This is a genomic window from Chryseobacterium sp. II3a, assembly GCF_057815135.1.
Window position 1 is genome coordinate 13,674 of sequence record NZ_JBYPZJ010000017.1, and the last position, 23,209, is coordinate 36,882.

The window sequence follows — 23,209 nt, forward strand, 5'->3', positions numbered from 1 at the left end:
AGATATTTAACAATTTATTAAAATTACTTTTTAATAATCTTCTCAGAAACGGCTTTACCATTAACATTTCCTGCTACAAAATAAATCCCACTTTGTAGATTTTCTACATTTACAACTCCATTTTCAGAAACAGAAGCTGTTTTTACTAATTGTCCGTTTACATTGAAAATCTTAATATCAGATTTTGTTCCAAAATAGATTTCTTTGTCTACAGAAGTATTTTTAATAAATGCGTTTTTAGTTTTTACGCTCTCCGAAGTCGCTAATGATCCGGAGATCCCAGTTACCTTTACATCATCAATTCTGTAGTTTCCTAGATTACTTGTCACAGAAGACCATCTAAGGCTTAAGTTTGCTGCATTCTCTGCTCCAACCGGCAATTGAATAGGTACTTGACCATTTACAAGTCCCCAGGTAGTAGCTTTTTTATTATAAGTATAATTTACATCATTCCAGGTAGTTCCATTTGTACTCCATTGAAAAATAATATCTTGGTTAAAAGCAGCTGCTCCCAGCCCACCCCATATAATAGAAATATTTGTATACCCAACTGTTGATAAATTAGAATATGTCAATGTATGGGTAATTCCATTTGGACCCTGCCCTACAAATACCACATTCATCCCTCCTGAAGCTCCGGGATATTTATTTGTAGATGCATTAGATCCATTTGATTTCCAACCATTAGTTGTATTAGTACTTGTCCAGCCTGTAGGTAATGTAGCTGTAGCTCCAAAAGATTCTGACAAAAGAGTTGTCTGTCCAAATGAAATTGTGGCAAGCATTGCTGTTGCCAATAACGAATAAAGTTTTTTCATGATTATAATTTTATATTATTTATAATTTTAATGGCCAAATTACTCTTAATTTTAAGGACCTCACAATATTTAGATTAATTTTCTGTTAATAATAGTTAATCTGATGCTATTAACATTTTTTAATTATTTTTACCAATTATTTTTCAGGAGTTGCGGAATACTTTTATCCTATTCGTTGTATTTTTCTTTGGCATATTTTCAGGAAATGCGCAGGTATTTTCATGGAAAAATCCCAACGTTCCAGAAGACAGTATAAAAAAAGATAGTATTCTTGCTGCAAGGCTTGAACAGGACATTTTTGCAAAAGACACCTTAGATTTTATCCGAACCCACAACAGAATTGTTGTTGATGAAGCTGTATTGGCTAAAAATGATAAAAAAAGATTTCTAGGTGAACTTAACTCCAAAGGTTCCATTATCCGTGGAATTACATTTGGTAATAATCAAGGGCAATCTGTACAAAGTTCTATGGATCTTCAGATTTCCGGACGTCTTTCCAAAGATGTTACCATTTTAGCCAGTATCTCCGATCATAATTTACCCATTCAGGCAGATGGATATACTCAAACCTTAGAAGAGTTTGATAAAATCTACATGCAGCTTAACATTAAGGATAAGTCTATCCTGAGAGCAGGTCACCTTGACCTTGTAGAAAATAAAAATTATTTTGCCAAATACCAGAGACGAAGCATGGGAATCCAGTTTCAGACAGAATTTGGAAAAGAAAATAAAACATTTGTAGATATTTCCGCCGGTGTAGCAAGAAGTGAATTTCACAGAATTCGTTTTCAAGGAGTTGAAGGAAACCAGGGGCCTTACCGTTTGACAGGAAAAAATGGTGAACAGTTCATTACCCTGATCTCAGGTTCTGAGCAGGTATTTATTGATGGTATCCTTATGAAACGTGGAGAAAATCAGGATTACGTAATCAACTATAATACGGGAGAGGTTACCTTTACCAGTTTCCGTCCTATTTTCCAGCAGAATTTCATCACCATTTCCTATAACTACGCCAACAGGAATTATTCAAGATATTTATTTACCGGAAAGCTTGAGCATCAAAGAGAAAAATTCAAAGTTGGGCTGAACTGGTTCATGGAGAATGATAACAAAAATGCTCCTCTTGCCTTAAGTTTATCTAAAGAAGATGAACAAATCCTTGCCAATGCAGGAAATGACCCTAACCTGATGTATGCTCCATCCGGCGTGGTTACTGAATATGATGTTAATAAAATTCTATATCGTTTAAATCCTGCCGGAAATTTCTATGAACTTTCTACAGATCCTAACGAAACTCTTTATCAGGTATCTTTCACCTATTTTGGAGCTAATCAGGGTGATTATAAAATAGCTCAAACGACTAATAACGGACGTGTTTTTGAATATATAGGCCCTAATGCTGGAGATTACAAAGCGGTAAGAAAACTTCCGTCTCCACAGAAGTCTCAGGTATTTTCCCTGAATTCTGAATATTTGTTGAACGAAGGAAAAATAGGAGCAGATATTTCCCTGAGTAATTATGATGTCAATCTATTTTCGTCTAAAGATTCAGACCAGAACATGGGATATGCATACCGTGTCTTTGGAAATAAAACTTTCACAAAAAATACGTGGAAGGGAACTCCAAGTTTTGAGTACCAATATATAGACAAACAATTCCATATTCTGGATCGTATCAATGATGTTGAATTCTCCAGAGATTTCAACTTAACACAAGAATTTAACAATAAGACACAGAATCGTTTTATTTTCAGCTTCTTAAACAAATGGAATAATAAGTCTACGTTAAATTACCGTATCAATTATTTAAATGAGCAGGATTCGTATAAGGGTATTAAAAACGATCTGGATTTCGGATGGATCACCGGACGTTTCTTTACGAAAGGAAACCTATCTTACCTGAATACTAATGCGACTCTTCAGGATACCAAGTTTATCCGTGGCGGACTATCAACAGAATTCACCGGAAAGAAAGGAAGTTGGGCCATTGGAGGAAGTATGGAGCATAATGAGAAGAAATATAATGATACTCAGCTGATGGATGTTACAAGTTTCAGTTGGAAAGAAATATTTGCTCAAAAGAAAATCGGTGACAGTACCCGAACAAAGTTATTGACAAAAGTATATATGCGAGCTAATGACTCGGTACGTGACAACAGACTTCAGAATATGAACAAGATCCTTGGTTTCATGGCAGAAAGTCAGATCATAAAAACAGAAAGAACCACTCTGAACGCTTTAATTCATTATAGAAAATTCTTTTATTCAGGTGCAGAAGGTGATATAACCAGAAACAATGACTTTGTGGTTGGAAATATTCTTTACAATCAACAGCTTTTCAGAAACGGGATGCGTTTACAGGCATTCTATGAGCTTGGAAACGGGCAGGAAGCACAAAGAGAGTTTCAATATATTAAGGTAACTGATGGGCAGGGAGTTTATAAGTGGACCGACTATAATGGTGACGGTATTCAGCAGCTTGACGAATTTGAAATTGCAGAATACTCCGATTTAGCTCAATATATCAGAGTTTATACCAATTCCGTAAGATATATTCCATCCAATAAAAACAAATTACAGTTGGCTTTATTTGTAAATCCGGCGATTGTCTTTAATTCGGAAAATGCTTTCTTAAAGCGTTGGAACTTTAATATTTCATTAAATTCTCAGAACTCATTCTATAAAAAAGATAAAGTTTTGGTGTTGAATCCATTTGAAAAGAACAGTGATCAGATCCTTAAAAATCAAAATATTTTAACCTCTGTACAATTCAATCCGACAGATAAATCCGGATGGAACGGAAACTATCGTTTTATTACAAATGACAATCTTATCAATGCAAATTTCAGTAATGAAGAACGCGAACAGACCTCTCATTTCCTGAATCTTGGATATTGGTTTAATAAAGAATTTAGGGTAGACTGGGAAAATTCTGTTCATGATATTAAAAACTCTTCACAGTTATTTGCAACAAGAGATTACCGTTTAAATAATTTTGAGACTAAACCCAAGGCTACTTATAAGTTTACGGACGCCATCCAGACAGAGCTTTCCGCTGCTTTCCGCCAGAAAAAAAGGATTGATGGGGAAGAATTATTAAAAGCTTTTGATATCACAGGAACCGTCCAGTGGGAATTCAGAAAGACTTCCATCCGTGGAAATTTCTCTTTCATTAATAACAATTTCAATGGAAATAATTTCAGTATCGTAGGAAACCAGATGCTTGATGGTCTGAAACCAGGGAAGAACCAGGTGTGGAGTGTATTTATTCAGCAGGCCATTAATTCCTTTATCCAATTAAACCTAAATTATGAAGGAAGAAACTCCGGTGAGAGAACCATTCATATTGGAAGCATGCAGGTAAAAGCGAGCTTCTAGAGTTTCATTTTAGGTTTTAGGTTCCAAGTTAGTTATTTCTTACTATCTTAAGTTTTCGACGCAATACTCTAATACTCTAATACTCTAACACTCTAACACTCTCCAACCTCTTTCAAAAGCATCACTCAAAGTAATAGATAATATCATATTTTCTACTAATCAGAATTTTGTAAATTTGCACCATGATAAAAATAGGCAATATAGAACTGCCGGAATTTCCACTTTTGCTGGCTCCGATGGAAGATGTAAGTGATCCTCCATACAGACGTTTATGTAAAATGCACGGTGCAGACTTAATGTATTCGGAATTTATTTCTTCCGAAGGGTTAATTCGTGACGCTATCAAGAGCCGTAAAAAACTGGATATTTTCGATTATGAAAGACCAGTCGGAATACAGATTTTCGGTGGTGATGAAGAAGCAATGGCCATGTCTGCAAGAATTGTAGAAACAGTGAATCCCGACTTGGTAGACATTAATTTTGGTTGTCCTGTAAAAAAAGTGGTTTGTAAAGGGGCCGGAGCTGGAGTTTTGAAAGATATTGACCTTATGGTTCGTCTTACAAAAGCCGTAGTAAGCTCTACCCACCTGCCTGTAACCGTAAAAACCCGTCTGGGATGGGATAGCACATGCATCAATATTGATGAAGTGGCAGAACGTTTACAGGAAACCGGAATCAAAGCTCTTACCATCCATGCCAGGACTCGTGCACAAATGTACAAAGGAGAGGCAGATTGGGAACATATTTCAAGAATCAAACAAAATCCTAATATTGAAATTCCAATTTTCGGGAACGGTGATATCGATTCTCCGGAAAAAGCGCTGGAATACAAGCAAAAGTATGCTTGTGACGGAATTATGATCGGACGTGCTGCCATTGGTTATCCTTGGATATTCAATGAAATTAAGCATTTCTTTAAAACAGGGGAACACTTGCCTGCTCCTACTATTTCAGACCGTTTATTAGCAGTTCGTCAGCATGCTGAATGGAGTGCAGAATGGAAAGGAGAAAGGTTAGGATTGGTAGAAATGAGACAACATTATGGCAACTACTTCCGTGGAGTTCCTCACTTTAAGGATTTTAGAAAAAAATTCCTGGAAGTTTTCACATTAGAAGAAATGGATGCTTTAATTAAAGAGACCCAACAATTCTACGAAGAATATCAGGCTCAGGTATAAAAATAAAAAACCATCAAATTAAATTGATGGTTTTTTTTATTGTTCTTGAATATCAAATTTAATATCCTCCTGATGAAGATTCATTTTTAATGAGTGCCAATGCTGAGGAAGTTCCGATTCTCTTCACTCCCATATTGATCATTTTCTCAGCGTCTTCAGGAGTCCTTACCCCTCCTGCCGCTTTTACAGGAAGTTTTCCAGCGTTATCTAACATGATCTTTACCCCTTCAAATGTTGCTCCATTCGGCTTCCCATCTTTAGTTTCATAAAAACCTGTTGATGATTTAACGAAAATATGAGGTAAATCATTCACTGAGAAGTTCTCTTCTGCCCAGTTCGAAATATTTTTGGTAAGATCAGCAATCTGGTCATCAGTCAAAGCTGCAATTTCAATAATCCATTTTGCAATTTTATGGTGTTCTAAAGCCAGCTTTGTACATTGTACAAATTCATCTTTTACCAACTCTATATTTCCCTGAAGATAAGCATTGTAATTCATTACAAAATCAAGTTCATCTGCTCCGTCTTCAATAGCTTTTGAAGCTTCTGCAAGCTTTTCTTCTATAGAATACGTTCCTTCATGGAATCCTATTACAGTTCCTACTGCAACATTTGAATTTCTCTCCTGAATATATTTTTTAATTTCTGCTACATAATCCGGACGGATCATTACGGCAAAAATACCATTATCAATGGCTACCTGAGCAAGTTCTTTATCAATCTGAAGAGTTCCTTCATGTGAAATACCTGATTGTTCTGGTGTCTTCAAGTAAGTTGAATCCAAATATTGGGCTATGTTCATATCGTTATACTTTCAATTGTCTATAAATACCTTGTTCCAAAGATATGAAAGTTTCTGTTCTTGTTACTCCTTTCAATTTTTGGAGTTTGCTAAGGATTTGCATCAAATGATCGTTATCTTTACAAAGAACCTTAAGGAATATTGTATAATTCCCTGTTGTATAATGGGCTTCTACTACTTCATTGATATCATGTAAAGATTTTACCACTTCAGGATAATGACTTGGCTGATCCAAAAACACGCCGATATAAGAAATCACCTTATACCCAATTTTTTTAGGATTAAGGAATGAAATTGAGTTTTCAATAACTCCTGCGTGTTCCAGCTTTTTAATTCTTTGATGTACTGCTGTTGTAGAGATCCCAACGTTTTTTGAGATGTGTGCTAAAGAAGTTTTAGCATTATCCATCAACATGTAGATAATTTCCTTATCAATGGAATCTAAATGGTAACTTGTGTTGCTCGAATTTTTCATTTTCTACTTTTTTATTATTTATGTTTTTTATGATAAGCTTTTAAACTTTACAAAAACCGGGAAATGATCGCTGTATCCGCCTAAATACCGGGTACCAGCATAAGTTCGGAAAGGTCGTCCTTCAAAATTTCTCGTCCTGCTGCTGATTTTCTCAGAATTGAACACACGAGCTTCCTGAAAAGCCAACGTTGTGTTGTCAAGAAGGGATCTCGACATTATAATCTGATCGTACAGCAATCCAGACTTATAATGAAAAGTAGAATAATTTCTTGTAGTAAACAACTCCTGAAAAGGGTTCATCAACACCTTCTCATGATCGTTGTCATAGAGAATTTGCACTAAATTTTCATCATCCGGGTTTTCATTAAAATCACCACACAATATGACATGCTCTTTATCAGCATCAACAATTTTCATGATTCGTTGCCGAACTTCATTCAATATAAAGGCTCTTTTGGGTTTATTGATATCCTTTTCGCGCTTAGAGGGAAGATGGGCGATAAAGACATTAATAACTTCTCCTTTATATTTAATTTTAGAAAAAAGTACGTCTCTGGTTGTGTCGTAATTTCCTGTGTTTTTATAAGTTATTTCAAAAAAGAAAGTAATGGTTTCAGAATCTATAACCTCTACTTTGCTTTTATCATATAACATGGCTACATCTACCTTTCTTTCATCCATAGAATTGTAATGTACAATCCCATATTCAGAATTAAAGGGTTCCATTTCTATAAGATCTTCTAAAACTTTCCTTCCGGAAACTTCAGATAATCCAATAATAAATGGCAATACTCCATTTTCCTCCTTCATCAATTGAAATACATGAGAGATCTTAAAAAGTTTATTTTTATATCTTCTCTCATCCCAATTTCTTAAACCTGACTTTGTAGGATCTAATTTATGAACAGGTTTAGGATCGGGTAAAAATAAATTTTCAACATTATAAAAAGAGAACAGTTCCATCAACACAAATTTCTATACTTTTAATTAATATGTTCTTTTTTCTAATTGTAAATTTATTATTTTTTTCAAATTATATTGATTTGCTCACAATATTAACAAATCAATTTATAATAAGAAATGTTTCAAATGTAACAAAAAAAATCAATAAAACTACTTACAGTGAATTAAATTTTCAATTAATTTGCATTTTCATTCAACATATCAAAATTAAAATAATGAATAAAATTTGAAATAACGAAAATAAAAATTCAATTAAAAGACCAAATCTACTAATATTTTCCTTTTTACTTACAATAATAACAAATATTATTCCATTTAATTTGTAGACAAATAGAATACATAAAAAATCAGGGTTTAAATGATCTGTAACACTATTTTAAAGGAGATCAGGTCGTTTTTCTTTGGTAATTCTTACTGCTTCATCATGACGCCATTCTTCAATTTTTCCAAAATTTCCGCTTAATAAAACTTTAGGCACATCCAGTCCTTTATAACTTTCCGGTCTTGTATAGATGGGAGGTGATAGAAGATCATCCTGAAAACTATCCGTTAAGGCACTTTGCTCATCATTTAAAACTCCCGGAAGCAGTCTTATGATAGAATCAGCCAGCACACATGCTGCTAATTCACCACCGGTAAGCACATAGTCACCAATAGATATTTCTTTGGTAATATGAAGATCTCTTACTCTCTGGTCTATTCCTTTATAATGTCCACAAAGAAAGATTAAATTTTGTTTTATAGATAGAGAATTGGCTATTTTCTGGTTCAGTGTTACTCCATCAGGTGTAAGGTAAATAACCTCATCATATTCTCTTTGAGACTTCAATTCTGAGATGCATTTATCCAATGGTTCTACCATCATCACCATTCCAGCTCCTCCTCCGTAAGGTTCGTCATCAATTTGCTTATGTTTATTGATTGCCCAGTCTCTCAGATGATGAAAATGTACTTCTGCCAGTCCTTTGTCCATTGCTCTTTTTAAAATAGAGGTTTTAAATGGACTTTCCATCAATTCTGGAAGTACGCTTATGATATCAATTCTCATTGTAATGTTCCGTTTTTCTTAGTAGGTATAATAATTAATCTTAAGGAAGAATCCTTGTTGATATAGCTCCACATCCAGTTGAAGAATATGGCCAGCTTATTTCGAACGCTCAAAATTAGCATTAAATGGAGAAACATCCAGAAATACCATGCTAAAAATCCCTGGAATTTTATAAATGGTAGATCTACAACGGCTCTGTGCTTTCCTATGGTTGCTAAAGAACCTTTGTCATCATATTCATATTCCTTCCATTCCCCAGAGGTTTTCTTCAACAGATTTTTCCCTAGATTTTTGGCTTGATTAATGGCAACATTGGCCACCTGTGGATGTCCCTGTGGATATTTAGGGGTTTCCATATAGGCAATATCACCAATTGCATATACATTATCATACCCTTTTATTTTGTTGTATCGGTCTACGATATATCTGTTTCTTATCAACTTTTCTTCAGGGAAGCCATCAATTACATTTCCTGTAACTCCTGCTGCCCAGATTACATTATTGGATGGTATTGCTTTTCCACTCTTCAAATGCACTTTATCGCCATCATATTCTGTAACCACCTCTCCACTCATGAAGGTTACTCCAAGGTCCTTAAGATATTTTTCAGATTTTTCCTGAGCCTCACTGCTCATAACGGCAAGAGGTTTTTCTGTAGAACTCACGAGAATGATCTTCAGATGATCAAAATTCATATAAGGATAATCTCTTGGAAGAATATCTTTTTTCATTTCAGCGAAGGCTCCTGCCAGCTCTACACCGGTTGGTCCGCTTCCTACGATAACAATATTCCAGTTTCCGTCATCACTTCGGCTTTTCTCAATAATAAGCTTTTCAAAGGTCATCAAAACGTGATTTCTGATGCTGATTGCTTCCTGGGTATTTTTCATTCCGAAAGCTTTTCCTTCAAGTTCTTTATTACCGAAAAAATTAGTTTTACAACCTGTTGCAATGATAAGTTTATCGTAAGTAAATTCTGCCTCATCAGTAATAACCTTATTATTGGCAGCATCAATTTCCTTGACGTCCGTCATTCGGAACTGAGTGTTTCTGGATTGCTGAAAAATCTTTCTGAAAGGGAAAGAAATGTTCGAAGGTTCTATCCTTCCTGAGGCTACCTGATAAAAAAGCGGCTGAAACATGTGATGGTTCATCCGATCCAGAACAATAACCTTTTTGTTCTTATTATTCAATGTTTTTGCAAGCTGCAGCCCCGCAAATCCTCCTCCTATAATGATGATTTTTTCGCGTGTTTCCATAATACACAAATTTACTGATTTTATTTAGCATTTAGTAGTGAAAAAAGTTAGTTTTGCAAAACTTTATGACACCAAAAAAGTACACCAAAAAAACTGCCAAACAGATTCATAAGAACAGACGGAACAGCTATTTTTTCCGTCGCAGAGTGATATTAGCCATTTTAATTGTAGCTTTAATAGGAACCGGATTTTATCTCAAACAATCTGTAAGCTATTACTATGCTTTGTACTTTAATAAGTTTACTCATAAAAAGCTTCACAATAGTGAAAAAGAAAGTTCAAGAATCCAAAGAATATTAGCTAATAACCTTGACAAAACCTATGGATTTGATGTTTCTCATTACCAAAATAAGGAAGATATTAAATGGGACAGTCTCAGTATTGGCAATAAAACCATTCCTCTGGAGTTTGTTGTGATGCGTGCGACCATGGGGAATAAAAGTGCCGATAAACATTTTGATGAATTCTGGGAAATGGCTAAAAAACATAACCTGATCCGTGGTGCTTATCATTTCTACCGGGCTGATGAAGATCCGGTAATTCAGGCTAATAATTTTTTAGCGAATGTCAAATTGGAAAGCGGCGACCTCCCTCCTATTCTGGATATTGAAAAAATCCCGAAGCGGAAGACCAATAAAAAATTGGTGGAAGACTTGAAGATATGGTGTAAAATTATAGAAGAAACCTATGGCGAAAAACCTATTATTTATACTTACTACCATTATTATAAAGATTTCCTGAAGGGTGAATTCGAAGGTTATCCTTTATGGCTGGCCAATTACAATGATGTTCCTACTCCATCTCCTGATGATCAATGGGATTTCTGGCAATTTACAGAAAACGGAATCGTTCATGGAATCAATACTAAAGTAGATCTTGATATTTATAACGGTAATTCATGGTCTTTAAAAAGACTGACATTGGATTGATGCAATAAGAAGGGTAGCAGGATGCTGGAAGAAGGAAGTTTCTGAAGTCCCGAGTATCAATTTTAAGTTTATTTTCTAACAATTAAAAAAAGCTCCTTTAGATTTCAATTTTGAAATCTAAAGGAGCTTTTTAAGTTTCCAACTTCCCGCTATTTATTTCTTTCCAAGAAAATTCAGAATGTCTGTATTAAGCTGATCCGGTTTTTCATAAGGCACCATGTGAGTGGTATCATTATAAATTTTCTTTTCAGCATTTGGAATTTGCTTGGAAATAAATTCGGTATGATCCGGTTTAATAACATCTCTATCGCCAGCAATAACGAGAACAGGACTTTTTATTTTATTTAAATCACTTTTACTGATATTGGGTTCTGTAAGCATGATCTTTAAAAGTCTCCGCTCACCAAATGTTTCTTCCGGAGCCATATCCTTCAACTGCTTCATCTGATTGGTAAAGCGTTCGATTAGTTTATTTTCCACTCCTTCAGGAAAAGCATTAGCTCCTATGATTACCAGCTTATTAAGACGATCCGGATATTTCAAAGCAAATTCAAGCCCAGTATTTCCACCATCACTCCAACCGGCAATGTTAATTTTATCAAGTTTTAGCTCATCTGCTAATGCTTTTACATCATCTGCAAATAATTTATAGGTAAAATCTTTTTTGGAGGTATCTTTACTCTTTCCTTGCCCTCTTGTATCTACCGCAATAACTTTATACTGCTTAGACAAAACAGGGATCTGCTGATAATAATCTTTGATACTTCCTGAATTTCCATGGAGCAATACCAAAGGCTCACCTTCTCCATATACTTCATAATAAAGATCTGTATCTTTCAGTTTCAGGTATTTTCCGGCAGAGTCATTTTTACCATATATGGACTTATCTGCTTCTTCTATATATTTTGAATTATCTGCAGCCCAACCCTGAGAAACCTCATCATTATCTGCATAACCACCATCATCATCTACTGTATCTTTTCCATTTTTATCCATTTTCACATCAATATTAATGGCGGGTGCTGCAAGAGTCATTTTTTTCCAGTCATCATAGAACTCTCTTATGAATCCTGTTTTAAATAAAGCAGCGCTGATTTTAATGTATCCGTTAAATTCTTTTAAAAAATTGATTCCTACAAAGAACTTTCCATTCACCCAGATATTATGATCATTTACATCAAGAGTAAAAGTTCCATCTTTAATCATATCCTCCGTAAGCTCCACTGTAATTTCTTCATCTAAAAGATTTTTATCTGGGAATCCATCTTTTTCACTATAGATACTATAACGCATCAGAACTGGTTCTGTGGAAGAATATTTAGCAATATTCAAATTAATATTTTTGATTTTAGACCTTTTCTTTGCATTAAATTCTAAAGCGGTTTCACCCAAAAAACCAGCTGTCTTACTTGCCGGATTAACAAAATATAAAACACTTTTGGTCTTTGTTTTTACTCCCCAATTTTTATCTACCAATTTTTTAGGCTTAATGGCGATTTCCTTAATTGTTTTAGTTCTCTCATTCAAGAATATCTTCTGCTTATCATGTTTTTTAAAATCCTGTACCGCTTCTTCATAGCTTTCATATCCTGGCACCTCTATCTTCACTTTTTGTTGGGGGTCTAAGCCTGTAAGATCTATTGAGAAATTCCCTTTTCCATCAGAAATGGTTCCGGCAGTTTTCTTTTCTACTCCAATTTTCACATAAGGAACTGGTTGATTTTCATTTTTAGAAATAATGGTTCCGGAAATGACCTGTGCATTGAAGGCTGAAACCGTAAAAATAAAGGATAAAACACTAAGTTTTTTCATGTTAAAAGTTTGATGCAAACATATCTATTTTATAGCCTTCAATATTCATAAGGCATTATTAAATTTAAACACCTTTTAGTTAAATTTATTCTAAATATTTCCTGTTTTAGAGCATTAATTCTAAAAAACGCTTAATTATTATTGTACTCTTATAAAATTGTCATAATTTCCTCCCATGAATTCACTCTTTTATAAGTCTCATTTTCTATCAGTTCATTATGAGGTTGGGTAAAGATCAATCTCTGCCCTGAGAAATGATCTAAATTCTTTGGATAATCATCAATCATTACATCTCCCGACACAACTTTCTTGCTTCCACAAAGAACAATCTGTTCCCAGGTAATGAATGGAAAATGCTCAGCCAGCCAATCATATTTTTCTCTTAAACTGTTGGGAAATTCCATTCCTGCAGAAACAATATACAAATCATACTTATTATTCAGATATTCTATTGCTTTCTGGCTTCCTTCCATTACTTGTAATGTTCTGAAAAATCCTACTTCATTCACATGCTTCTTTCCATTGGGAAAAGTTTCCAATTCTGGTTTTCCTACTATCTCATCAAGCTCAACTTCTCTTCCGGTATCTCTTTTTTCAAATTCAATCAGTTGAGAATATACATCTGCCATTACCCCATCCATGTCTACAATTACTTTTTTCATTTAATATTGATTATTTTATGATTGATTTAAATTTAAACTCTATCAACTGATCTCAAATTTACCCAATCATTTTCTTAGACAAGGAACACAGTTTATTAATAAATCATAAATATTCGTTTTTATAAAGCTTGTTACGGAAAATTTTATGGTTACATTTTCGTATTTTTGCGGTTCAGTTCAAAATTAAAATCAAACTATTAATTCCCAATGAATTACGTTTCTGCAGAAAACCTTACCAAATCTTATGGCATCAAAGTTTTGTTCGAAAATATTTCCTTTCACATTAATGAAGGAGACAAAATTGCCATTGTTGCCAAAAACGGAAGTGGAAAATCTACCCTTCTGAAAATTTTAATGGGTAAAGAAATTGCAGACAGCGGCACTGCAATCATTAATAAAGATATCCAGGTGGTTTTATTTGATCAGGAAATTGATTTTGATTCCAATCTAAGCATTGATGAATTCATGATGACTCTGGATTCTGAACCTATTCTTGCTTTGAAGAACTACCATAAATCTCTTCATTCCACAGATCATGACTTTATAGAAAAAGCTTTGGCTGATATGGAAGCCCACAAAGCATGGGACCTGGAAAATGAGATGAAGCAAATTCTTTCTCAACTTAAGATCGCAGATCTTGAGGCTAAAATGGGAACGCTTTCCGGAGGACAAATTAAACGTGTTGCTCTTGCAAAGTTATTGACTGAAACCAGAGCTGAACATAAACATACACTCCTTATTATGGATGAGCCTACCAACCACCTGGATGTGGATATGGTAGAATGGTTGGAAAATTATCTGAATAAAGCAAAAATTACTTTATTACTTGTTACCCACGACAGATATTTTCTTGACAGTGTTTGTGATATTATCTGGGAAATGGAAGATAAAAATCTTTATGTTCATAACGGTTCATACGCTACGTATCTTGAAAATAAAATGATTCGTGAGGATAACCTTAACGCAACCATTGATAAGGCCAATAACCTTTACAGAAAAGAATTGGAATGGATGCGTAGACAACCTAAAGCAAGAACCACAAAATCCAAAAGCAGAATTGACTCCTTCTACGAAACAGAAAAGGTAGCCAAAACAGATACCAGAAAACAAGGGCTGGAGCTAGATTTTGAAATGAAGCGTTTAGGAAATAAAATTCTTGAACTTAAACATATTGATAAGAGCTTTGGAAATAAAGTTCTATTAAAAGATTTCAGCTATCAGTTCCAACGTGGGGAAAAAGTAGGAATCATTGGAAAAAACGGAGCTGGAAAATCTACTTTATTGAATATTATACAGGGATTGGAAAAGTTTGATAAAGGTGAGATTGAAACAGGAGAAACAATCTCTTTCGGATATTTTGCTCAGAAAGGTCTTACTTATAAAGAGGATGAGCGTGTGATTGACTTTATCAAAGAGATTGCTGAATTTTATCCTCTAGCCAATGGAAAAAGTCTTTCTGCATCGCAGTTCCTTAGATTATTCCTATTTGACGATCAAACCCAATACTCTCCTATTTCAAAGTTATCAGGAGGAGAAAAGAGAAGATTACACCTGATGTATATTTTATATCAGAATCCTAATTTCTTAATCTTTGATGAGCCTACCAATGACCTTGACCTTCCTACTCTAACGGTTCTTGAAAATTTTCTGCAGCAATTTCAGGGATCTTTAATCATTGTGTCCCATGACAGATATTTCATGGACAGAATTGTAGATCATGTTCTTGCTTTTGAAGGAGATGGAAAAATCAGAGATTTTGTAGGGAACTTCTCAGAATATCGGGAAGCAAGAAGCCGTGAGGAAGCTTTAGAAAAAAATGCGGCTGTAAAAGAAAAGGTTGCTGTTACAGAAAACACTTCATCTTCCAATTCTCAAAAAAGAAAATTAACCTTCAAAGAACAAAGGGAATTAGAAACCATCGAAAAAGAAATGCCTGAATTGGAAAAGCAGCGCACAAAAATCCTGGATCAGCTTAATAACGAATCCGACTATGAAAAGATAGCCAAACTTTCTTCTGAACTGGAAACCATCTCTGAAAAACTGGAAAACCATGAGATGAGATGGCTTGAACTTCAGGAAATCATGTAAAAATATAAGTTATGAATGAGTTCAAAAAGTTTGAGAGTAAGAGGGTTTTAGGGTGAAAGAGCAGGAAAATTCTACTTCAGATCACCAGTAACCTTGAACTTTAAACTTTGAACTCATTCATAACTCTTTTATCAATTATAAGAATATTACCTTTCCTTCTTTTGCACTCTCCAAGGATGCGTCTATAATCTTCATATTCTGAATCACTTCTTTTCCTGGTGATGGCAGAGAGTATCCGAAAACGATGTGTTCATAGATTTGTTGATAATAATCCATATAATTTCCGGCTTCGCTTGAAGTAAATATTCTTTCTGTTTCTGAATTTTCATTCAGATAATTTAAAATTCCGTCTGATTCTTTCAAAGGTTGCATCCATTCTTTTCCATAGGCAGGAATAGCTCCGGCAACTAATTCGGTTTCCTGGTTATCTGTTCTCTCGTGGAGGAAGGATCCTTTATCTCCATGAATCTTATAAGCGTAATGATCTTCTTTAGTGAAAACCGAAGATTTTAATCGTACTCTCAGTTCATTTTTATAGAATAGCAAGATTTCAAAATAATCATTGGCATACTCTGTACCTTTCATCGAAAATACATCTGCAAAAAGTTTTTCAGGATATCCGAAATATTGTACTGCCTGATCTACAAGATGTGCTCCCAGATCATGCAGTGACCCTGAGCCTATCTGATCTGGATTTTCTTTATGCTGTTTTCCGCTTGGTGTGGTACGGAATCTATCAAAACGAATCTCTGCTTCTTTGATATTTCCTAGTTTACCATCATTTAAAATATTTTGTACCTGTTGAAAATCACGGTCAAATCTTCTGTTCTGGTATACACTTAAAAACAAACCTTTTTCTTCTGCCAGCTTTACCAGCGCTTCTGCTTCTGATACATCCACAGTAAAAGGTTTCTCAACAATGATATTTTTTCCTGCTTCCAAAGCCTTTCTGGCATATTCATAATGCGTCTGAACCGGCGTATTGATAATCACCAATTCTACGTCTGCATTCTGAAGCATTTCTTCTACTGATTGGTAAATGGCAGCTTCAGGATATTTTTCTTTAGATTCTTCTTTACTTCTTTCCACTACTGCAGAAATAAAGAACCCCCGATGTTCTTTTAAAAAAGGAGCATGAAATACTTTTCCACTCATTCCAAAGGCACAAAGCCCAGCTTTTACCAGTTGCATATTTTAATTTTTTAACAAATATATTCATAAAAAAAACAGAATTATGCGTCAACAATAAGGATAGAAACAATCCATATTATTTCACCTTTAAAAGACATGATAAAAATCACGTATTAATTTTTATTCATTCTAAACAAATACTTACATTTGCGCCTTATTTAAAACTGTTCTACATAAAAATAAAATGAAAAGACAACTACTTACTTTAGGTCTTCTATTTATCGCTGTTTCAGCAAGTTCACAGCTAAAAAACGCTGAAGCAGATACTATTAGAACCCAAACTATTGAGGATATTAATCTTCACAAAACAGGAAATCCAAACCAGGCAAGACCACTTTCTACAAAGTCTAACCTGACGATAATGGAGACCCCTCAGCCAATTGCTATTGTGACTCACGAAATCATTGAACAGCAACAGGCAAAACAATTGAGTGATGTTTTACAAAATGTAAACGGATTGTATGTAACTTCATCCAGAGGAAATTCTCAGGATAGTTTTGGTGGACGTGGCTTTATTTTAGGAAATGATAATATTTTCAAAAATGGTTCAAGAATAAATAGCGGCGTTTTTCCTGAAGTAAGCGGTCTGGAAAGAGTAGAAGCTTTAAAGGGGGCCAATGCAATGCTTTATGGAAATACGGCTGCCGGAGGTATTATCAACATGATTACAAAAAAACCAAAATTCAATTTTGGAGGAAGCGTAGGAATGAATGCAGGAAGCTGGAATTCTTATAAACCAACAGTTGATGTTTATGGGCCATTATCTAAAAATATTGCTTTCAGAGTAAACGGAACTTATGAATATGCTGAAAGTTTCAGAGATGTTGTACAATCTGAAAAATATTACTTCAATCCTTCATTTTTATTTAATTTAAGCGAGAAATCTCAATTAATTGTTGAGGCAGATTATCTTAAAAATAATTTCACTCCGGATTTTGGGCTTGGATCTATTACTGAAAAAAATCAAAGCTATAGATTAAATGATGGTATTTCCAGAAACGTTTTCTTCGGAACTGACTGGCAGTATCAAAATGTACAGCAAGCTTCTGCGAATGTAACGTTTAATCATCAATTTAACGAAAGATGGTCTTTAAATGCTACCGCTTCTTACCAAAACTACACGAAAGATTATTTTTCTTCTGAAAGAGTACAATGGGGTTATAGCTCACCTACCGCAACAAGACTTTCATGGAACAGACCTTTTGGTAAAACATACAACGAACAAAACTATACTTCTGCACAAGTAAACATTAATGGCGAATTCAATACTGGGAAAATCAACCATAAAGTATTAATTGGTTCAGATGCAGATTACAGCCAGGCGGATGCTTATGCTTATAATGTTACAGATCCAAAAAACACTCTATATTTAGATGATCCATCAACATGGGGAAGTATTGCCATGCCAAATTCTACTCTTAATACGAGAAATAGAATTAATACAAGAAGAATTGGGATCTATGCTCAAGATTTTATCAGCTTAACAAAACAACTAAAAGTAATTGCTGGATTAAGATGGTCTTATGTAGAGAATATGCCTACGCTGACTACTCGTTTTACATTAAATGAAAAATTCGAAGTTGCCAATTCCTCAACGTCTGACAATGCATTTTCTCCTAAAGTAGGATTGGTTTATGCTCCCAATGAAAACCTTTCGGTATTTGCAACTTATACCAATTCGTTTGCTTCCAATGCAGGATATACTTCAGATCAATTTGGTACAGTAAATACCAATCAGTCTATTCCGCAAATTCAAAATCAATTAGCTACTTTATCAAGACAAAGCATAAAACCATCAACTGTTGACCAATATGAAATTGGCGTTAAAAAGAATTTCTGGAATAATGCTTTAGCGGTTAACCTAACCGCTTACCAGATCATGTACAACAATTATTATCAGACATACTGGTTCATTCCTACAACTACACCCAATGCAGTACCAGTAAATTCAACAGATACCAATCTTAAAGAATTTGCAGGAAATATGAGAAGCCGTGGTGTGGAATTAGACATCACAGGAAACCCTACAGAAAACATATCTATCATCGGTGGTTTTTCTTATAACAATTCCGTTTACCTTGACACCCCTGAAAAAGGATATGTTGAAAAACAAAGATTGGTAAGAACCCCTGCTACAACAGCAAATGCTTCCGTTTTCTATAAATTTACAAACTATGTAAAAGGTTTAAAAGTTGGCGCTGGAATCTATTATATTGGAGACAGAATCGCTGGATGGAATGATTCAAAATCAACCAATACAAGTAGAAACAACGTTAGTAGAATGTTTGATCTAAAAGATTATACTACTGTTTCTGTATCTGTTGGCTATGAGTGGAAGAAGTTTTCTATCCAGGGAAGAGTGGGAAACCTGTTTGATGTTGTAAACTACAACGTTCACGAAAATTATTCCGTAAATCCAATTACTCCAAGAAATTATTATTTTACATTGACATACAAACTGTAGAATTAACTTTATAATTACTTCTTTATTAAAAGTGGAAACTGCAAAAATGCAGTTTCCACTTTTGAAATTTAAAAACAAAACAAAAACAATATGGATAAGATTAAGGACACAAGAAGTTTCATGAGAATTACACACCGCTATCTGGGGTATTTCCTGGCTGGTATTATGGCTGTGTATGCTGTAAGTGGAATTATTTTGGTCTACAGAGACACCGATTTTCTGAAGAGTGAAAAAAAGTATGAAAAGACTTTATCTGTAAACCTTTCTGAAAAAGAACTGAAAAAGGAACTGAAAATGAAAGGCCTTGAAGTAGAAAAAACTGAAGGTACTGTTCTTCACTTTAAAAAGGGAACTTATGATTCTGCAACAGGGGTAGCCAAGTATTCAAAAATGGAACTGCCTTTTGTGCTGGATAAAATGGTTTCTCTTCACAAATCACAATCTAAGGATGCCATAGCTCCCCTAAGCGTGTTTTTCGGAGTAGCCCTTTTCTTCTTTGTGATTTCGAGTTTCTGGATGTTTAATCCTAAAACCAAAGCTTTTAAACGCGGGATCAAGTTTACCATTGCGGGACTTGTTATCTCTATTCTTCTTTTGCTTATTTAATTAAGAATAGCTTTTCAAACGATTATAACAAGGTTATTTTGTCAGAAAATAAATAATTCTTCTTTCCTATCTTAGGAACTTGACTTTTTAAGATTTTTTTTCTTTAATATGATTGTGAAATATTCAATGATAAAGTTAAAAATCCACATTCTATCTTGTTGATATTATTAACATTAATTTAGAGAAATTGTCTAAAATTAAGATTCTGGCACATTTATTGTTTTTTCTATAATTCGTGAATAATAAACATTTAATTATTAAAATAATAAATTATGAAAAAACTTATTTTAACAGGAGTATTAGCCGTAGCAGGATTAACAGCAACTGCAAACGCTCAGATTCAAAAAGGTAATTGGATGGTAGGGGGTAACCTTGCAGGAGCCAACTTCGGATTAAACAAAGGAGGTGGTTATGACTTTAATATTCAACCGAAAGGAGCTTATTTCATTGAAGATAATATTGCATTAGGAGGATATGTGGATTTAGGTTTCAAAGGAGCTAAAGATGCACCAACTACTTTTACATATAATGTTGGAGCATTAGGACGTTATTATCTTAACCCGGGAGAGCAGGGAGTAAACAATTTATTACACCATGGAAGATGGTTCTTGGAAGGTAATTTAGGTGTGGGAGGAACATCTATCTCTAAAGGAGGTTCTTCTTCCAATGGTCTTAACTTTGGATTTGGTCCTGGTTACTCATACTTCATTACACCAAACATCGGTTTAGAAGGTTTAGTTAAATATGATGCGAATGCTGGATTCGGAAGCGGCGGATATACAAACAAAATTACTTTTGGTTTAGGATTCCAGATTTACCTTCCAACATCTAAAGGTAAGCAAATCATCAACGACGTTAAGTAATCACTGAAATACTTATAAAAAAATGAAAGCGGCCCGAAATAAATTTCGGGCCGCTTTTCGTACAAATTAAAACTAAACTATAAAAAATCAAATAAATCATGTATTCGGTTGAGGTGTATATCTTAAATACGGCTTTATCTCAGTAACTCCTTTAGGGAACTTCTTGATGGCATCTTCTGTAGATACGGTAGGCGGAACGATCACGTCTTCTCCATATTTCCAGTTTACAGGCGTGGCCACCTGATAATTGTCTACAAGCTGTAAAGAATCCAATACCCTCAGTATTTCATTAAAATTTCTTCCTGTAGAGGCAGGATATGTAATAATAAGTCTCACCTTTTTAGCAGGATCAATAATCAATAAAGAGCGCACAGTTGCCGTAACAGAAGAATTGGGATGAATAAAATCATAGAGTTCGGAAACTTTCCTATCTTTATCTGCTATAATTGGAAACAGTACTTCTGTATTTTGAGTTTCATTAATGTCTTTTACCCAATTCTGATGATCCTCTACTCCATCTACACTTAAAGCAATCACCTTGGTATTTCTCTGGGCAAATTCAGACTGTAATTTAGAAGTATACCCCAGCTCTGTAGTGCATACCGGAGTATAATCCGCCGGATGCGAGAATAAAATTCCCCAGGAATCTCCCAAATAATTATAAAAATGAATATCCCCTACAGATGACTCTGCCTGAAAGTTGGGTGCTGTATCTCCTAATTTAATTGACATAATATTTCGCATTTGTTAGTCTACAAATTTAGTAGACTTTTTGATACTGGCAAAATTTTTGCTGAAATTTTATATATTTAATGTAAAATTTTATTCATGGAGAAAACCGGACTCACCTACATAGACCTGGTGTATAAGGTATTGGAGAATTGGTATGTAACGTTTGCAGAACTTACTCCTAAACTGATTGTCGGCATTTTAGTATTTACATTCTTCCTTATTACAAGTAAATACATGAGCCAGATTGCCGTAAAACTATTTCATAAGTTCTTTCCCAAAAGCCAGAAAGAAAGCTCGCTGGTTACTTTAATCAGTGTATTCAGATTCCTTATTATGCTGATGGGAACATTTATTTCTCTGGAAATTATGGGCTTCAGTGGTTTTCTATGGAAATTTATCGGAAGTTTGGGAGTAGCCGGGGTGATTGCCGGGGTAGCTTTGAAAGATCTTGTTTCAAGTATCTTTTCAGGAATGCTTATTGGTATTGATAAAGCTTTTAAAGTTGGCGATTATATCACTATCGGAGCTCATTCAGGCACTGTACAGGAGATCGGATTTTTAACGACCAAAATCCTTACAGACGATGGAAAGAAGGCCTATATTCCCAATCAGGTTGTTTTTAATGCTCCATTTTATAATATTACAGCTTCTCCTCAACGAAGAATTATTTTAAATTTTGAAATTCCTGCTGATGAAGATATCAGTAAAGCTCAAAAAAGTATTCTTGAAGTAGTACAGAATCTTGATAACGTGGATAAATTAGATACTGCAGAAGTAATTTTTACCGACCTGAAGCAGGGCTCATTTAATCTACAGGTTAAATTCTGGATTAAAATTGGAGCTAATCTGGCACAGGTAAGAAGTAAGGCTTATTTAAATATTAAAGAACGGTTTGATGTGGATAAAATTCAATTGGTGACTCCTACAAGTATCAGTATTACCAGTGGAGAAAACAATTTACCGGAAAGTCAGGATAAATAATTTCTTTACATCACACAGGTTTCGCCAATTCTACAGATAATTGTGGATAAGTTAAAATCATAGAAAGTCGTTTCAATTTTTGGAGCGACTTTTTGTTGGTAAACGCAATGGCATAAATATCAGGATATCATGAATATGAAAAGGCGCAAAGATTTTATCTCCGATAAAATTGTAAACTGCTGGATGTTTGTCATGGATGCACGAATAATTTTTATGGAACATAAAGCCTATGTGGCCCTTTAGTTTGTAAAAAGAAATTAAGTTTACAAAATAAAAGCATTCACAAGAAACAGGGTGAACCATTATGTGTCCAAGGATTCGAGGCCTATACATAGATTATGAACCCTGTTTCTTTGAGAATAAGGTCATTATAGAAATTTAGGCTTTGGACCTATTATCAAGGGCTTAGACACGATTCTCAATGTGAATGATAACCTCAAAAAAGTTATGAGACAAAAGTACGTTATCGGCATTGATATTTCCAAATCAAAATTAGATTGTGCTATAATGGATTCTGAGTATAAGATCCAATGTGAGCAGATCATTCCCAACACAGAGAAAGGAATATCTTCATTTTTGAAAGGTATTTTAAAGCTTCTGAAAATAACCAAAGAAGACCTTTTGATTTGCTGTGAAAATACTGGAATTTATAACCGACCATTAGAGAAGTTTTGTTCAAAATCAGAGTATCTGCTTTGGGTGGAACATCCGGTAAAAATCAAAAAGGCGGCCAGTGATTTAAGAGGAAAAGATGATCGAAAAGATGCCAGAAGAATTGCAGAATACGCTGTTCGCTATCACGATAAAATAATGCCTTATGAGGAACCAGAGGAAGTTATACAACGAATGAACGTGCTGGCTAAATCCCGTGATACTTTACTATTGCAAAAAACGGCTTTGGAAAATCAATTAAGGGAAGCCAAAAGTCACGATGTGTATGTGTTTAAGCTATTGACCCAA

The 23,209-nt window shown here is 34.5% G+C and carries 19 protein-coding genes; 9 read left to right on the forward strand and 10 right to left on the reverse strand.

Going from position 1 to position 23,209, the window contains the following annotated elements; all coding sequences use genetic code 11:
• Nucleotides 1-23: 23 nt before the first annotated feature.
• Entirely contained in the window at nt 24-818 is a 795-nt protein-coding gene (locus AC3HD6_RS23335) for a T9SS type A sorting domain-containing protein (protein ID WP_488898500.1), read from the reverse strand.
• Nucleotides 819-968: 150 nt separating this feature from the next.
• Here AC3HD6_RS23335 and AC3HD6_RS23340 point away from each other — a divergent pair, with 150 nt between their 5' ends.
• On the forward strand, nt 969-4,196 hold the full coding sequence (locus AC3HD6_RS23340; protein ID WP_488898501.1) for a DUF8818 domain-containing protein: 3,228 nt from the start codon (nt 969-971) through the stop codon (nt 4,194-4,196).
• A gap of 182 nt (nt 4,197-4,378) precedes the next feature.
• On the forward strand, nt 4,379-5,374 hold the full coding sequence (dusB, locus tag AC3HD6_RS23345) for a tRNA dihydrouridine synthase DusB (RefSeq protein WP_068944612.1): 996 nt from the start codon (nt 4,379-4,381) through the stop codon (nt 5,372-5,374).
• A gap of 58 nt (nt 5,375-5,432) precedes the next feature.
• On the opposite strand, the gene deoC is transcribed toward dusB, so the two are convergent.
• From deoC to AC3HD6_RS23370, 5 genes are all read right to left on the reverse strand, one after another.
• Entirely contained in the window at nt 5,433-6,176 is a 744-nt protein-coding gene (gene deoC, locus AC3HD6_RS23350) for a deoxyribose-phosphate aldolase (protein WP_488898502.1), read from the reverse strand.
• A 4-nt stretch (nt 6,177-6,180) separates the two neighbouring features.
• Nucleotides 6,181-6,651: an Lrp/AsnC ligand binding domain-containing protein gene (locus AC3HD6_RS23355; protein ID WP_002976659.1), complete on the reverse strand. Its 471-nt coding sequence runs from the start codon at nt 6,649-6,651 to the stop codon at nt 6,181-6,183.
• Between the two features lie 27 nt (nt 6,652-6,678).
• Nucleotides 6,679-7,614, reverse strand: coding sequence for an endonuclease/exonuclease/phosphatase family protein (locus AC3HD6_RS23360; protein ID WP_488898503.1), 936 nt, complete (start codon nt 7,612-7,614; stop codon nt 6,679-6,681).
• A 376-nt stretch (nt 7,615-7,990) separates the two neighbouring features.
• On the reverse strand, nt 7,991-8,662 hold the full coding sequence (gene trmD / locus AC3HD6_RS23365) for a tRNA (guanosine(37)-N1)-methyltransferase TrmD (RefSeq protein ID WP_488898504.1): 672 nt from the start codon (nt 8,660-8,662) through the stop codon (nt 7,991-7,993).
• Nucleotides 8,659-9,921, reverse strand: a complete 1,263-nt coding sequence (locus AC3HD6_RS23370; protein ID WP_488898505.1) for an NAD(P)/FAD-dependent oxidoreductase — start codon at nt 9,919-9,921, stop codon at nt 8,659-8,661. The genes trmD and AC3HD6_RS23370 overlap by 4 nt, the downstream gene beginning before the upstream one ends.
• Before the next feature lie 65 nt (nt 9,922-9,986).
• Here AC3HD6_RS23370 and AC3HD6_RS23375 point away from each other — a divergent pair, with 65 nt between their 5' ends.
• Entirely contained in the window at nt 9,987-10,850 is an 864-nt protein-coding gene (locus AC3HD6_RS23375; RefSeq protein WP_488898506.1) for a glycoside hydrolase family 25 protein, read from the forward strand.
• 153 nt (nt 10,851-11,003) lie between these two features.
• On the opposite strand, the gene AC3HD6_RS23380 is transcribed toward AC3HD6_RS23375, so the two are convergent.
• Both AC3HD6_RS23380 and AC3HD6_RS23385 read right to left on the reverse strand, forming a co-directional pair.
• Nucleotides 11,004-12,662, reverse strand: a complete 1,659-nt coding sequence (locus tag AC3HD6_RS23380) for an alpha/beta fold hydrolase (RefSeq protein ID WP_488898507.1) — start codon at nt 12,660-12,662, stop codon at nt 11,004-11,006.
• Between the two features lie 149 nt (nt 12,663-12,811).
• Nucleotides 12,812-13,324, reverse strand: a complete 513-nt coding sequence (locus AC3HD6_RS23385) for a 5' nucleotidase, NT5C type (RefSeq protein WP_488898508.1) — start codon at nt 13,322-13,324, stop codon at nt 12,812-12,814.
• A 207-nt stretch (nt 13,325-13,531) separates the two neighbouring features.
• Between AC3HD6_RS23385 and AC3HD6_RS23390 the strand changes: the two genes are divergently transcribed.
• Nucleotides 13,532-15,412, forward strand: a complete 1,881-nt coding sequence (locus AC3HD6_RS23390) for an ABC-F family ATP-binding cassette domain-containing protein (RefSeq protein WP_488898509.1) — start codon at nt 13,532-13,534, stop codon at nt 15,410-15,412.
• A 135-nt stretch (nt 15,413-15,547) separates the two neighbouring features.
• Here the strand turns inward: AC3HD6_RS23390 and AC3HD6_RS23395 are convergent, their stop codons facing one another.
• Entirely contained in the window at nt 15,548-16,603 is a 1,056-nt protein-coding gene (locus AC3HD6_RS23395) for a Gfo/Idh/MocA family oxidoreductase (protein ID WP_488898510.1), read from the reverse strand.
• A 184-nt stretch (nt 16,604-16,787) separates the two neighbouring features.
• Here AC3HD6_RS23395 and AC3HD6_RS23400 point away from each other — a divergent pair, with 184 nt between their 5' ends.
• The 3 genes from AC3HD6_RS23400 (at nt 16,788) to AC3HD6_RS23410 (ending at nt 20,536) form a co-directional block, all read left to right on the forward strand.
• Nucleotides 16,788-19,067, forward strand: a complete 2,280-nt coding sequence (locus AC3HD6_RS23400) for a TonB-dependent siderophore receptor (protein WP_488898511.1) — start codon at nt 16,788-16,790, stop codon at nt 19,065-19,067.
• Nucleotides 19,068-19,157: 90 nt separating this feature from the next.
• Complete coding sequence (locus tag AC3HD6_RS23405) at nt 19,158-19,673, forward strand: hypothetical protein (protein WP_488898512.1); 516 nt, start codon at nt 19,158-19,160, stop codon at nt 19,671-19,673.
• A 272-nt stretch (nt 19,674-19,945) separates the two neighbouring features.
• Entirely contained in the window at nt 19,946-20,536 is a 591-nt protein-coding gene (locus AC3HD6_RS23410; protein WP_068944623.1) for an outer membrane beta-barrel protein, read from the forward strand.
• Nucleotides 20,537-20,632: 96 nt separating this feature from the next.
• Here AC3HD6_RS23410 and AC3HD6_RS23415 read toward each other — a convergent pair whose 3' ends face one another.
• A complete protein-coding gene (locus AC3HD6_RS23415; protein WP_488898514.1) occupies nt 20,633-21,271 on the reverse strand; it encodes a peroxiredoxin in 639 nt (212 codons plus the stop codon).
• Nucleotides 21,272-21,364: 93 nt separating this feature from the next.
• On the opposite strand from AC3HD6_RS23415, the gene AC3HD6_RS23420 reads away from it, so the two are divergent.
• Both AC3HD6_RS23420 and AC3HD6_RS23425 read left to right on the forward strand, forming a co-directional pair.
• Nucleotides 21,365-22,249 (forward strand): mechanosensitive ion channel family protein, encoded by an 885-nt coding sequence (locus AC3HD6_RS23420; RefSeq protein ID WP_488898513.1) that lies wholly within the window; start codon nt 21,365-21,367, stop codon nt 22,247-22,249.
• Between the two features lie 447 nt (nt 22,250-22,696).
• A partial coding sequence (locus tag AC3HD6_RS23425; protein ID WP_488895947.1) for an IS110 family transposase occupies nt 22,697-23,209 on the forward strand: 513 nt, incomplete at its 3' end.